Here is a 14,266-nt window from a genome sequence, read left to right on the forward strand (position 1 = left end):
TAGGCGCCAGTGCGCATCGCACTGTCGGATCAGGGCATATTTCAGGTAGGCACGCAGATGCACACAACAGGTGGGGATGGCGTCAGACACACGCTTCTGGCGCAGGCGATCGATCAGGCTCATACGGCGCGGGGGCGCCGTTGTGGGTGGTTGCTGATGGGGCTGACGGCATTGCCGTGTGTTCCGGCCATGGCAGAGACAGCGGCAGGGCAGAACACAGAAACAGTAGCGCTGGAATCGGTGACCGTGACCGCCACACGCCGCGAAGAATCGCTGCAAAAAGTACCGGTCGCCGTGTCCGTGATCGAGGGTGAACAACTGGAGCGCGATAACCGTAACGGCGTGGCCAGCATCGTGCAGCAGGTGCCATCGTTGAATTTCCGCACCGGTGCTTCCAACAAGGACACTTCGCTGTTCGTTCGCGGTGTCGGCACCATTTCCACCTCGCCAGGCGTCGAACCGACGGTGGCCACGGTGATCGATGGTGTGGTGTATGCGCGTCCGGGTCAGGCCACGCTGGACTTGCTCGACCTGGAACGCATCGAAGTGCTGCGCGGCCCGCAAGGCACGCTGTTCGGCAAGAACGCTTCGGCGGGCGTGCTCAACGTCACCACCAAGGCACCGACCGAAGAGACTCACGGTTACATCGATCAGTCCTATTACAGCGGCAATGAAAGCCGCACCCGTTTCGGCATTGGCGGCAGCCTGATTCCGCAGACCCTCAAAGGCTCGATCACGACGTTGTTCGGCAGCTATAACGGCAATGTCGATAACAAGCTCAATGGTCAGGAAGTCAACGGCTACAACCGCAAGGGCGCACGCGGCAAGCTGGAATTCACGCCCAATGACGACATCACCTTCACCCTCGCAGCGGACTACATGCAGTCCCATGACGACGCGCCCAACGGGGTGGTAACCAAGGCGTTGACCCCGTCCTTCGCCAGTGCCCTGGCGCCGCTACGTGCCGACAGCGATAACCGCAATGTCGTCAGCGATTACCGTAGCCATGTCGAGGACGTCAACAAAGGCCTGTCCGGTCAGCTCGACTGGCAACTGGGCGACTATACCCTGACTTCCATTACAGCCTGGCGGGGCTGGGACAACACGCAGTATCAGGACGGCGACCGGCTTGGCACTGTCACTGCGGCGTTCCCCGGCACCGAAGACAAGGGCGATCTGGCGTTCAACCAGTATTCCCAGGAGCTGCGTCTGGCGTCGCCGAAAGGCCAGTTTGTCGAATACGTCGGCGGTCTGTTTTACATGCACGGCAAGAGCGACGAGACCTATCAGCGCACGCTCATCACGCCGACGACTCAGGATCGCGGCGTCGCCGACTACAGCACCACCACCGACAGTTATTCGGTGTTCGGTGAAACCACGTTCAACTTCACACCGGACTTGCGAGCGATTGCCGGGGCACGCTGGACCCATGACGATCTGGAATACGATCATCGCCGCGTATCGACATCGGCTACGACCGTCAGCGGCATTCAGCCAGCGACCAGCAGTTCCGGCTCGGTGGATGAAGACGGCAAGTCCGGGCGTCTCGGTTTGCAGTACGACCTGAGCGACAGTGTGATGACCTACATCACCTACTCGCGCGGCTATAAAGGCCCGGCTTACAACGTGTTCTTCAACATGCAGCCGCGTGACACCGAGGCGCTCAAGCCGGAAACCTCGAACACCTGGGAGGTCGGCCTCAAGGCCACCACCTGGAACAATCGCCTGACCACCAACCTGGCGGTGTTCCACAGCGAGTACGACAACTATCAGGCGAACTTCTTCGACAGTGTTGCTGGACAGGTCGTGACGCGCCTGATCAACGCCGGCAGCGTCAGTACCGAAGGGGTCGAGCTGGATTACGCCCTGCAAGCCACCCGAAACCTGAAATTCTCCGGGGCGCTGTCCTACACCAGAGCACGCATCGACAGCTTTGCCTGCCCGGCCGGTGCGGCGGCGTCCTGCAACGTCGACGGCAAGACCCTGCCATACAGCCCAGACTGGAAAAGCTACGTTCGCGCCGACTACACCATCCCGCTGGACAATGGCCTGGATATCGAACTGGGCACCGATTACAGCTGGCAGAGCGAAGTGCAGTACGACATCAGCCAGAACCCGGACACCAAACAGGGCGCTTACGGCATCTGGAACGCCAGCGTGGCACTGGCGGATTACAACAGCGGCTGGCGCGTTGCACTGCTGGGCAAGAACCTGGCCGACAAGTCCTATTCGCCAATGCTCGCCACCGGCGGGAATTACGTTTACCGATCCGTACCGCGTGATGACGAGCGTTATTTCGGCGTGCAGTTACGCAAGGATTTTTGAGCCGAGACCCCAGGCAACACGTAAGGAGTGAGGTATGAGCACGACTGCTCGACAGATGAAACTGGGCGCTTTCCTGATGGCCACCGGGCACCATGTCGCTGCCTGGCGGCACCCGGAGGTGCCTGCGGATGCAGGGCTGGATTTCAAGCATTACCGGCACGTGGCCAGGGTCGCGGAGGCGGCAAAATTCGATGCACTGTTCGTCGCCGACAGCCTGGCTGCCGCGACGGGTGATATCGCCAGCCGCATGGCGCGCTCCGATCATTTCGAACCACTGACCCTGCTCTCAGCACTCAGCGCGGTGACCGAGCATATCGGTCTGATCGCGACAGCGACCACCACCTACAACGAGCCGTACCACGTAGCCCGCAAGTTCGCCTCGCTGGATCATCTCTCCGGTGGGCGAGCGGGCTGGAATCTGGTGACGTCGGATGCCGCCGCCGAAGCGCAGAACTTCGGTCGCGCCGAGCATGTGGGGCACGCCGAGCGCTATAGCCGCGCACGAGAGTTTCATCAGGTGGTGACCGGCCTGTGGGACAGTTGGGCAGACGACGCTTTCACCCGCGATAAGGCCAGTGGCGAGTACTACGATCCGGGCAGACTGCATGTGCTTAATCATCAGGGCGAGCACTTCAGCGTCAAGGGTCCGCTGAACGTCGCGCGTTCGCCGCAGGGTCAGCCGGTTGTGGTGCAGGCCGGTTCCTCGGAAGTCGGACGTGATCTGGCGGCGCAGACGGCGGAAGTGGTATTCACCGCGCAGACCTCGCTGGCCAGTGCGCAAGCTTTCTACGCTGACCTCAAGGACCGTCTGAGTGCTTACGGGCGGGCCGTCGATTCTCTGAAAATCATGCCCGGCGTGTTCATCGTCGTGGCCGAAACCGAAGCCTTGGCGAAAGCTAAATTCGAGTCGTTTCAGGAGCTGGTCGAGCCTCGGGTCGGGGTCGCTCTGCTGGGCCGCATGCTGGGCAATTTCGACCTGTCGGGCTACCCGCTGGACGGCCCGCTGCCGGAATTGCCATTGACCGACAGCGGCCAGCGCAGCCGGCAGAAACTGCTCACCGAGCTGGCCGATCAGGAAAACCTGACCCTGGCGCAACTGGGGCGACGGATTGCCGGTGGGCGAGGGCACTACAGCCTGATCGGCACGCCGGAGCAGATAGCCGATGAGTTGCAACGCTGGTTCGAGCAAGGCGCGGCGGATGGCTTCAATGTGCTGGTGCCGCACCTGCCGGGCGGTCTCGAAGATGTCGCGAGGCTGCTGGTGCCGGAGCTGCAGCGGCGCGGGCTGTTTCGCACCGAGTATGAGGGTACGACCTTGCGTGAAAACCTGGGCTTGCAACGGCCTGCTTATAGATTTTGATCGTTGCCGCATGCAAGTCCTGATGAGCGCAGAAAGCGGGCTCCCACGGCCTTCGGCCAGAATCAAAGGCAGATTTTTATACAGAATTAAGGGATTACCCATGAAATCATTTACGTTTATCGCCGCCATTCTGGCCTTTAGCGGCCTGTTCGGTACAGCTGCTGCCGACGAGCCTGACACCCTTCGCATCGGCTATCAGAAGGGTTCGATCACGCTGGTGCTGGCTAAGGAACATGGCCTGCTGGAAAAGCGTTTTCCCCAGAAGAAAATCAAATGGGTCGAGTTTCCGGCCGGGCCGCAGATGCTGGAGGCGCTGAACATTGGCAGCCTGGACATCGCCTCCACCGGCGACATCCCGCCGATTTTCGCCCAGGTCGCAGGTGCCGACCTGGTCTACATCGGTGCCGAGCCACCCAAGCCGCAGGTGGAAACCCTGTTGGTGCGCAACGAAAGCCCGGTGCACAGCGTCGCAGAATTGAAAGGCCGCAAGGTCGCTCTGCAGAAAGGCTCCAGCTCGCATAACGTGGTGCTGCGTTTGCTCAACAAAGCAGGCCTGACGTTCAAGGATATTCAGCCAATCTACCTGACCCCTGCCGATGCCCGCGCTGCCTTTGAAAACGGCAGTGTCGATGCCTGGGCTATCTGGGACCCTTACTACTCCATCGCCATGAGCGAAGGCCACACTCGTCTGCTGGCCAACGGCGAGGGGCTTGGATTGTCCGGGCCGTTCTATACCGCACGGCGGGCGTTTGCCGAGGAAAATGCAGCGCTCGTGCAGCAGGTGCTCGACGAACTGACAGTTGCCGATGGGCTGTCGCGCTCGCAGCGTGCCGAGAGTATTCAGATACTGGCGCGCAGCATGGGCTTGTCCGAAGCGGTCATGACTCAGTATCTTGACCATCGGCCTGTATCACCCAGCCTGCCGATCACGCCGGAGATCATACGCGCGCAGCAGGCGACCGCTGATCTGTTTTACGACAACCACTTGATACCCAAGCGGGTCGACATTCAGCAGGTTGTCTGGCAAAAGCCATGATTCCGGCGTTGCGAACAGGCCTCACCTGTTCGCAAACGCAATCAAGACGCCTCGAATATCCCCCAGACAAGAGAGGATTCAATGACCTACATCGCTGCCGAAAATCGTTACGAAGACATGCCTTATCGCCGTACCGGCCGCAGCGGGCTGGTGCTTCCGGCACTGTCTTTGGGCTTGTGGCACAACTTCGGTGACAGCACGCCGATCGACACCCAGCGCGCCATGCTGCGCACGGCGTTCGATCTGGGCATCAATCATTTCGACCTGGCCAACAACTATGGCCCGCCGTACGGCAGCGCCGAGATCAACTTCGGCCGTCTGCTGCGCGAAGACTTCAAGCACTACCGTGATGAATTGATCATCTCCAGCAAAGCCGGCTGGGACATGTGGCCAGGGCCGTACGGGCAGGGCGGTGGTTCACGTAAATACGTGCTCGCCAGCCTTGATCAGAGCCTGCAACGCATGGGCCTCGATTACGTCGACATCTTCTATTCCCACCGTTTCGACCCGGACACTCCGCTGGAAGAAACCGCCAGCGCGTTGGCTACCGCGGTTCAGCAGGGCAAGGCGTTGTACATCGGTATTTCGTCGTATTCCGGGGCCAAGACCCGCGAAATAGCCGCGTTGCTCAAAGAGTGGAAAGTACCGCTGCTGATTCATCAGCCGGCTTACAATCTGCTTAACCGCTGGGTCGAGAAAGACTTGCTCGACGCTACCGAGGAGCTGGGCGCTGGCGTAATCGCGTTTACTGCGTTGGCCCAAGGGCTGCTGTCGGACAAATACCTGAACGGCGTGCCCAAGGATGCGCGGGTCAATCGTCCGGGGGGCGGCTCGCTGCAGGCTTCGCACCTGTCCGAGCAGAACATCGCCCACGTGTGCGCGCTCAACGAAATCGCCCAGCGTCGCGGTCAGAGCCTGGCACAAATGGCCCTGGCCTGGACGTTGCGCGATCCGCGCGTGACCTCAGCGTTGATCGGTGCGAGCCGTCCCGAGCAGATCATTGAAAACGTCGGCGCGCTGAAGAACCTCGCGTTCAGCCCCGAAGAACTGACCGAGATCGACAGCTTTGCGGTAGAAGGCGGGATCAACCTGTGGGAAAAACCTTCTCTGGCTGAGTAAGCACAGCCGTTTCCGGGTAATAACTCAGACCTTGCGTGGGCCGCCATCGGACGTTGAAAAATGCATCTGGCGGCTCACTCGCCTGCACGGGCAGCAACGCCGGGTTATTTAGTGGCTTCCACTGGATAACAAAGAAAGAGGTCCTCATGATTTTTTCCTTCTGCCCTCGGCAATGACCAGCGGATCGGCTGAGTACTGCCAAGGGATTTCGTCCAGCGTCCAGAGATGAAACGCTACGGGCGCGGCGAAATCCGGGTCTGGCGGCGCTTTGGTGTGATACTCGGAATAGTGCGTCTGAAAGTCGATGGCGGCCTGCACGAGCAGTGGTTCACTGAAGCGCCTGCCCCAGAACGCCGCCGTAACGGGTAATTGCTTTGGGACGCCGGTCGCGCCATGGCCGATGGGCAGTGTCAGCATGGGCCAGGCCAGCGCGTTGGGCATATCGAAGTACATGCGCTGTACCGGTAGTGTCCTCACCAGTGCGCCTGCCCGCTCGCCGACGTGAGCACCGAGCGGCAGCACCATCATGAAGTCAATCTGATAGTCATTCAGGGCCTTTTCAAAATGCCCCTGCTGTAGACGGCGTCTGTTCTCTGCTTCGAGTCTGATCCCCACTGGAATGAGTGAGGCAACCTGATCGAATAACTCCGGATATCTTCGTAGCAAATAGTCTCTGTCGTCTTGATTCTCCAACACGTCTGCAAAGTCACGTACGGCCGACCAGTGCCGGGTTTCCAGTTGGTTGGCGTAACTGGTCACGGCTTGGGCGTTGACTCTCATCAGAATGCTGCCGTCACTGTCCAGCACGTCATGAATGGGGTCTGGCGAGGAGTAAGGAATGTTTTCAAGAATTTCAGCATCCAGCCAAGGAAAGTCGATGACCCTTGCACCCAGCGTCTCAAGCTGATCCTTGAACCTGATAAACGCTGCGCTGTAGTCCTCGTCGTAAGACTGCGCAGGGGGGTGACCGGACGACGACATCCAGTCCGTCTGCGGAATGCCTATGGTCAGCCCTGCCAGAGGAAGAGAACCGGGGGTCGGGGTAATGGAAAGCTGCTCGCCTATCGATGGGGCCGACAGACTTTGCGGGTCGTTTTCTCCATCAGGGCCGGCAATTATGGACAGTATCAGCGACGCATCGCGGATCGAACGGGCCATGGGGCCGACCACGTCCCAGCCGCTTCGCAGGGGCATCACGCCGGCGCCAGACACCAGTCCCAGCGATGGTTTTATTGCGCTGGCGCCATTCGCAGCCGCAGGAATGATAATCGAGCCGGCCGTCTCTTCGCCCAGCGCTGCGGCGCACAGCCGTGCAATCGGGGCGACCCCCGAGCCCTGACTGGACCCGCCCGGCGTACGTATCGGATCCCACGCGTTCCCGGCAAACTGGCCGACCGTGTAGGTCGAGAGTTCGGAGCAGATGGTATGACCGATAATAAGAGCGCCCTGAGCCCTCAGCCGGGCTACGCATGTCGCATCACGTAATGCCAGGTTGCCGGAAAAGGCCTGAGTGCCGTTTTTGCTTTCAAGGCCCTGAATGGCGAAAGAGTCTTTTATACCGAAGGGAATTCCGCACAACGGAGGCGCCGGGCCGCGTTGATCGTCTGGAGTCGTCAGCCATTGATCGGCGAGTCTTGCCTGCTCCAACAGTGTCGAGAAATCTTCCAGCCGCACAAAAGCGTTGTATTTACCGTTATCGCCGTAGGTTTCTTGCGGGCCGTTGAACCGGGTGATGCGGCTCCAGTATTCGACTAGCACCTGCTCGGCGGTCAGTCTTTGCGGGTTGCCTTCGCGCAGCAGTGCGGCGAGTTCGACGATTTCGTAGTCAACAATCCGCTCGCGTCGTTCAATGCCTGCACCACGCGGCAGTGCCGCAAGCAAACGTAAATTGTTGGCGTGCTGTCGGGCGTCAGGTTCGCCGAGTAATGCACTTTCCATATTGATCAGCTCCTTATGACTCCTCGAGTGGAGTCAAAAGAAGCTAATCATTAACGGGCGTTGCGGGTAACTGTCAGAAATGGCAGTGAATGTCTTGAGGACGGCTCAGCCTTCGTCAGCCTCGTCGTCATCCCCGCCATCGATCTTCATGCCCAGTTCCTTGATCTTGCGGGTCAGGGTATTGCGGCCCCAGCCCAGCAGCACGGCGGCATCGCGGCGGCGGCCGGCGGTGTGCTTGAGGGCGGTTTCGATCATGATCCGCTCGAAGGTCGGCACGGCGCTGTCCAGCAGGCTGGACTGACCGCGAGACAAGGCCTGATCGGCCCACTGGCGCAGCGCCTGTTCCCAGTTGGTGACCGGCGCGGCGTCCTGCGGCAGGCTCAGCAGCTCCGGCGGCAGGTCGCTGATGTGCACTTCACGACCCGACGCCATGACCGTGATCCAGCGGCAGGTGTTTTCCAGCTGACGCACGTTGCCAGGCCACGGCAGATGCTTGAGGTATTCCTCGGTCTCGGCCTTGAGCAGCTTGGGTTCGACCGCCAGTTCCTGAGCCGCGCGGCTGAGGAAGTGCTTGGCCAGGGTCGGGATGTCTTCGCGACGGTCCGACATGCGCGGAATGTGGATGCGGATCACGTTCAGGCGGTGGAACAAGTCCTCGCGGAACTTGCCGGCCTGCACCAGGGTTTCCAGATTCTGGTGGGTGGCGGCAATGATGCGCACGTCGACCTTGACCGGTGTGTGACCGCCGACCCGGTAGAATTCACCATCCGCCAGGACACGCAACAGACGGGTCTGGGTGTCGGCGGGCATGTCACCGATTTCATCGAGAAACAGCGTGCCGCCGTCGGCCTGTTCGAAACGTCCGCGGCGCAGGTTGGCCGCGCCGGTGAAGGCGCCTTTTTCATGCCCGAACAGTTCGGACTCCATCAGGTCCTTGGGGATCGCCGCCATGTTCAGCGCAATGAACGGCGAGGCCGAACGCGGGCTGTGGCGATGCAATGCGTGAGCGACCAGTTCCTTACCGGTACCCGACTCACCGTTGATCAACACCGTGATGTTGGAGTGACTCAGACGGCCGATGGCGCGAAACACTTCCTGCATCGCTGGCGCTTCGCCAATGATTTCAGGGGTGCGGGTCAGCGTCGGTGCAACGTCCAGGCCCTGTTGTTCCTGAGCGTGCTGATTGGCGCGCTTGACCAGCGACACGGCTTCATCGACGTCGAACGGCTTTGGCAGGTACTCGAACGCGCCGCCCTGATAGGACGCCACGGCGCTGTCCAGGTCCGAGTGGGCGGTCATGATGATCACCGGCAGACGCGGATGCTGCTCGCGAATCCGCGCCAGCAGGTCCAGACCGCTGGCACCCGGCATGCGGATGTCGGAAATGATCACGTCCGGTTGCTGACGGGCCAGACGGCTCATCACCCCGTCGGCGCTGTCGAAGCTTTGCGTGGTCATGCCTTCCTGTTGCAAGGCTTTTTCCAGTACCCAGCGGATAGAACGATCGTCGTCTACGATCCAGACAGTTTCACTACGGCTCATGTCGAAGCTGCTCCTTGTTCCAGCGGCAGGAAGATCGAGAACGTGGTGTGGCCGGGATGGCTGTCACACTCGATCAGACCCTGGTGCTGGCTGATGATGTTCTGGGTAATGGCAAGACCTAATCCCGTACCGTCCGGGCGGCCACTGACCATGGGGTAGAAAATGGTTTCCTGAAGCTCTGCCGGAATACCGGGGCCGTTGTCGATGATTTCGATCTTGCTCACCAGTCGATGGCGAACGTGGCCGATGGTGAACTGGCGCATGGCGCGGGTACGCAGGGTGATCCGGCCAAGGCGCAATTCGTTCTGGCCGCTGATGGCCTGCATGGCATTGCGCACGATATTGAGCACGGCCTGGATCATTTGCTCGCGGTCGATCAACACGTCGGGAATGCTCGGGTCGTAGTCGCGCACCAAGGTGATGCAGCCCTGGCTTTCGGCCTCGACCAGGCTGCACACGCGCTCAAGCACTTCGTGCACATTGGTCATCGCCAGCGATGGCAGCTTGTTGGAGCCGAGCATGCGGTCGACCAGATTACGCAGGCGGTCGGCCTCTTCGATGATGACGTTGGTGTAGTCCTTGAGGCTTTCTTCAGGCAGCTCGCGGGCCAGCAGTTGTGCGGCTCCGCGAATGCCGCCCAGCGGATTCTTGATTTCGTGAGCCAGGCCACGCACCAGCATCTTGGTGGTTTCCTGCTTGGACAACTGAGCTTCTTCTTTGGTGATGCGCAACAGCCGGTCACGCGGGTGTACTTCAAGCAACAGCAGGGTATCGCCCTTGCTGAGGATAGGCGTCACCGCATAGTCGACCGTCAGGGTCTGACCGGTCAGTGCGGTGAGCATCGCTTCGCGCTTGGTAAAAGGATGAGCCTGTTCGACTGCCTGACGCAGCGAACTCAATGCTTCGGCCGACTCGGTGAACAGCTCGCTGATGAATTGCCCATGGCTGCGCTGCCCGCTGATGGCCAGCAGCATTTCCGCCGCCGGGTTCATGTACTCAAGTCGCAGGTCAGCGTTGAGCAGAATGGTGGCAGTGGTCAGGTTATCCAGTAACAGTCTGTGCAGCGCATCGCTGATAGTCATGAATCGTGTTGACCTCTTTTGGCACATTGCAGTCGCGCAATGCGGGTGCTGGTTGGTCTGCACCAGCAGGAGCAAGGCCACCAATACGGTGCTATGTCAGTGAAGTTGCAAAAAACAAACCAAGGCTCCGAAAAGAAGCGCTTTATCTGCAAAATCGGGCCGTTTTTGTAAAGAGTGCCCGCATACGGCGCTACCCGGCCAGGCTTCCTGAACCAGATTGGGCTGTATTGTTGCGCAGGCAGACATTGAGCGCACCAAAAAGGTGCTGACGATTTGGCGAGGTCAGAAGAAGGGCAGGATGCTGCTTTTTGGTTCGGGCTTGTCCTTGAGCGGACACTCCGGCCGCACACCGTAGTCATCCTCCTTGCAGGGATGAGTCGCGCGCTTTTGCGCCAGGGAAATGCGCTGTACGTGAAACGGCTGGTTCGGGGTTTTTTCCAGAACACGGCCGAGCTCGTCGAAAATTTCTACCGACAGTTGATGCGTGCCGCGATCCACATTGCTCAACGGAAACACCGGACTGCGGCCGGCCTGGCCCACGGCAACGCCATCCAGCAGCAGCCGGTAGCTGTGCCCCGCCTGTAACACCGGTTCGCTGGTGACGGTAACGATCAGGTCGCCACTGGGATTGACCAGGGTGGCGTCCGGTTCGGGCACCAGAATTCTCAGCAACTGGTAATGAAACATCGGTTGTACTGCCGGTTTGGCAGGGTGGGCCTTCAAGGTGCGGGTCGGCGGTGTGCCGGTCATGTTGTTGCTGGGCGCGATGTCGACGCGAGTAGCGTTCTTGCGCGGCTGGTCGGTAAACACCCGATTACCCTGCGCGTCGATATAGGTGTAGACGTCGGCCACTGCGGGCAGCGTCAAGAGCAGCAACAGGCAGCTCAGCAGACGGCGCATCGTGTGTCTGCTCATGGCTTGCCGAGGTGTACGCGCTGTACGGTCAGGGTGATGGTTTCACTCTGCTGAATGATCCGCTCGGCGTCTTTCACGACTACCGCGAAACTGTGTTCACCGCGATCTACGTTGACCACCTGAAAGCGCGGCAGGTTGGAGGGCTGCCCGTACAGGTTGCCGTCCAGCAGCAGTTGCAGGCTGTGAGTCGGTTGCAGGCGTGGCTGGATCTTCACACCGATGATGAACGTGCCATTGTTGGCGCGTAACGCTTCGTCGGTGGGCAGGTCTTTCAGTTCCAGCACGTCGTAGGTCGTTTGTGGCTGCGATTGTGGCGCCGCAGGGGCCGGCTGCGGCGCACTGTTGACGACCGGTCTTGAAGGCGTCTGCGTTTCGATGCTGTTGAGTGGCGGCAACTCGACCACTTCGGTCTTGGCCCCGTTGGGCGGCTGGTTGCTGAACGCGGTGTTACCGTTCGCATCGGTGTACTTATAGATCTGCGCCAGCGCGGGCAGGCTGATCAACAGCAGCAGGCAAATCAGACTTTGACGCATGAGACTCTCGACAGCGGGGCAAGATTGGCCGTCAGCATAGAACACATCGCCCTATGCTGCGCTATCCGCCTGATGTGTCAGAGTTTCGCAGGGCAAAGGTCGGCTGTGGCCAGTACCAGCGCCTGATCGTGAATCGGGTCGGTCTGATAACGCTTCAGCGCCGCATCCAGTTGCATCTGGCAGGTTTCCGCCTTGCGCAGTGGCTGGAAGTCCGCGTAGGCCTGGAGCAACTGGGTCTGCAGGCGATCCAGTTTCGGACGGATGTCATCGACCAGGCTGAGCCTGACCGTGTCGGGCGCCTTGCCTGCCGCGTGCCACTGGGCGAGCAGGGCGTTCTGCACCTGTTTATTGGCTTCGATCTGGGCGCGGAACAGGCGTTGAACGTCATCGGGGTTGAGCTTGAACTCGGCAGCACGGGCCTGGGCGGCACTGATCACTTGCAGCTCGCGCGGCGGGTCCTCGACGGCCTTGCCGCTGTCCCACTTGCTCAGGGCAACTTGATCGGCGATGGTCAGGCGCTCGCTGATCGCTTGCAGCAGAGGTTCAAGTGCAGAAGGCTTCTGCTCGGCAGTGAAGGCGAAACAGGTAGACATGAACGTCATCGTCAGCAGGGAAGTGGCCAGAATAAGGCGCATGGCAGTTCCATCTCGGTTCGGTTGGGAGGTGCAGATTTAACTCCAGGCGACCGGGCAGAGCCAGTGTTGCAGGGTGAACAAAAGTTCACGCGGTAAAATCCGGGCAAAAAAAAGACCTCCCGAAGGAGGTCTCCTGTAACGCCAACAATGCTGGCGTGGCTGGATCAGCAGCTGTAGTACAGCTCGTATTCCAGTGGGTGTACGAAGGTGCGAACCTTGATTTCTTCTTCGCTTTTCAGCTCGATGTAGGCATCGATGAAGTCGTCGCTGAAGACGCCGCCCTTGGTCAGGAACGCGCGGCCCTTGTCCAGTTCTTCCAGGGCTTCTTTCAGGCTGCCGCAAACTTGTGGGATCTCTTTGGCCTCTTCAGGCGGCAGGTCATACAGGTTTTTGTCAGCTGCGTCGCCAGGGTGGATCTTGTTCTGGATACCGTCCAGGCCAGCCATCAACAGAGCAGCGAATGCCAGGTACGGGTTGGCTGCCGGATCCGGGAAGCGTGCTTCGATACGACGGCCACGTGGGCTGTTGACGTAAGGAATACGGATCGATGCGGAGCGGTTACGCGCCGAGTAGGCCAGCATGACCGGAGCTTCGAAACCTGGGACCAGACGCTTGTAGGAGTTGGTCGACGGGTTGGTGAAGCCGTTCAGAGCCTTGCCGTGCTTGATGATGCCGCCGATGAAGTACAGGGCGGTATCGGACAGACCGGCATAGCCTTCGCCTGCGAAGGTGTTCTTGCCATCCTTGGAGATGGACATGTGTACGTGCATACCCGAGCCGTTGTCACCGTACAGTGGCTTGGGCATGAAAGTAGCGGTACGGCCGTAAGCGTCGGCAACGTTGTGTACGCAGTACTTGAGGGTCTGAACTTCGTCAGCCTTCTTGACCAGCGTGTTGAATTTCACGCCGATTTCGTTCTGGCCGGCAGTCGCCACTTCGTGGTGGTGAACTTCAACGGTCTGGCCCATTTCTTCCAGAGCGTTGCACATTGCGGTACGGATTTCGTGGTCGTGGTCGACCGGTGGCAGCGGGAAGTAACCCCCTTTGACGCCCGGACGGTGGCCCTTGTTGCCGCCATCGACGTCGCCGTCGGTCATCCAGGAAGCTTGTTCGGAGAAGATCTTGAACATGGAACCGGAGATGTCGGACTTGAACTTCACTTCGTCGAAGATGAAGAACTCTGGCTCCGGACCTACGAATACGGTGTCGCCGATACCGGTCGACTTCAGGTATTCCTCGGCGCGGTGGGCAATGGCGCGCGGGTCGCGGTCGTAGCCTTGCATGGTCGAAGGTTCGATCACGTCGCACACCAGAACCAGGGTCGGCTCTTCGGTGAACGGGTCGAGCAGGGCGGTTTCGTCATCCGGCAGAAGAATCATGTCGGACGCTTCGATGCCTTTCCAGCCTGCGATGGAGGAACCGTCGAACATTTTGCCGACTTCGAAGAAATCGTCTTCCAGTGCATCGCGCGCAGGCATGGTGACGTGCTGCTGCTTGCCCTTGGTGTCTGTGAAGCGCAGATCAATCCATTTAACGTCATGATCTTTGATGAGTTGAACCGACTTCGACATGGTGTCCTCCGGGTGGCTAGAGACCGACTTGATAGAGTTATGGTCCCTTGAATTTGGGTGATGCCGGCGCAGATACTCTGCCAAGGCAACCTGCCTCACAAGGGAGCAATTTGCATGCCAGTGCCCCGTGTTGGGTTTTTTGCCTCAAACGCAGGTTTTCAGGGGGCGAAAACGCACCTCACGGGAAAAACACGCACCTTTATGGCGCTG

11 protein-coding genes are annotated in these 14,266 nt (G+C 59.8%); 4 read left to right on the forward strand and 7 right to left on the reverse strand.

Annotation, left to right across the window (positions count from 1 at the left end; genetic code table 11):
- The first annotated feature begins 9 nt into the window (after positions 1–9).
- The 4 genes from JOE34_RS07715 (at position 10) to mgrA (ending at position 5,840) form a co-directional block, all read left to right on the forward strand.
- Positions 10–2,325, forward strand: a complete 2,316-nt coding sequence (locus tag JOE34_RS07715) for a TonB-dependent receptor (protein WP_209995422.1) — start codon at positions 10–12, stop codon at positions 2,323–2,325.
- Between the two features lie 34 nt (positions 2,326–2,359).
- Positions 2,360–3,685, forward strand: a complete 1,326-nt coding sequence (locus JOE34_RS07720) for an LLM class flavin-dependent oxidoreductase (protein ID WP_209995424.1) — start codon at positions 2,360–2,362, stop codon at positions 3,683–3,685.
- Positions 3,686–3,785: 100 nt separating this feature from the next.
- Positions 3,786–4,721 carry a sulfonate ABC transporter substrate-binding protein gene (locus tag JOE34_RS07725; protein ID WP_010406116.1) on the forward strand — a complete coding sequence of 312 codons (936 nt, stop codon included), beginning with the start codon at positions 3,786–3,788 and terminating at the stop codon, positions 4,719–4,721.
- Between the two features lie 81 nt (positions 4,722–4,802).
- Positions 4,803–5,840, forward strand: coding sequence for an L-glyceraldehyde 3-phosphate reductase (mgrA, locus tag JOE34_RS07730; RefSeq protein WP_209995426.1), 1,038 nt, complete (start codon positions 4,803–4,805; stop codon positions 5,838–5,840).
- Between the two features lie 144 nt (positions 5,841–5,984).
- Here the strand turns inward: mgrA and JOE34_RS07735 are convergent, their stop codons facing one another.
- The 7 genes from JOE34_RS07735 to glnA form a co-directional block, all read right to left on the reverse strand.
- Positions 5,985–7,778, reverse strand: coding sequence for an amidase (locus tag JOE34_RS07735; RefSeq protein WP_209995428.1), 1,794 nt, complete (start codon positions 7,776–7,778; stop codon positions 5,985–5,987).
- Between the two features lie 105 nt (positions 7,779–7,883).
- Positions 7,884–9,320, reverse strand: coding sequence for a nitrogen regulation protein NR(I) (gene ntrC / locus JOE34_RS07740; RefSeq protein WP_003413458.1), 1,437 nt, complete (start codon positions 9,318–9,320; stop codon positions 7,884–7,886).
- Positions 9,317–10,402: a nitrogen regulation protein NR(II) gene (gene glnL, locus JOE34_RS07745; RefSeq protein WP_002555720.1), complete on the reverse strand. Its 1,086-nt coding sequence runs from the start codon at positions 10,400–10,402 to the stop codon at positions 9,317–9,319. The genes ntrC and glnL overlap by 4 nt, the downstream gene beginning before the upstream one ends.
- 282 nt (positions 10,403–10,684) lie before the next feature.
- Positions 10,685–11,317, reverse strand: a complete 633-nt coding sequence (locus JOE34_RS07750) for a DUF4124 domain-containing protein (RefSeq protein ID WP_080289330.1) — start codon at positions 11,315–11,317, stop codon at positions 10,685–10,687.
- Positions 11,314–11,850 (reverse strand): DUF4124 domain-containing protein, encoded by a 537-nt coding sequence (locus JOE34_RS07755; protein WP_209995430.1) that lies wholly within the window; start codon positions 11,848–11,850, stop codon positions 11,314–11,316. The genes JOE34_RS07750 and JOE34_RS07755 overlap by 4 nt, the downstream gene beginning before the upstream one ends.
- A 77-nt stretch (positions 11,851–11,927) precedes the next feature.
- Positions 11,928–12,485, reverse strand: coding sequence for a chorismate mutase (locus JOE34_RS07760; RefSeq protein ID WP_003343819.1), 558 nt, complete (start codon positions 12,483–12,485; stop codon positions 11,928–11,930).
- A 164-nt stretch (positions 12,486–12,649) separates the two neighbouring features.
- Positions 12,650–14,056, reverse strand: a complete 1,407-nt coding sequence (gene glnA / locus JOE34_RS07765) for a glutamate--ammonia ligase (RefSeq protein WP_003343817.1) — start codon at positions 14,054–14,056, stop codon at positions 12,650–12,652.
- Positions 14,057–14,266: the final 210 nt, after the last annotated feature.

This window comes from Pseudomonas sp. PvP028 (assembly GCF_017832255.1).
GTDB lineage: Bacteria > Pseudomonadota > Gammaproteobacteria > Pseudomonadales > Pseudomonadaceae > Aquipseudomonas > Aquipseudomonas syringae.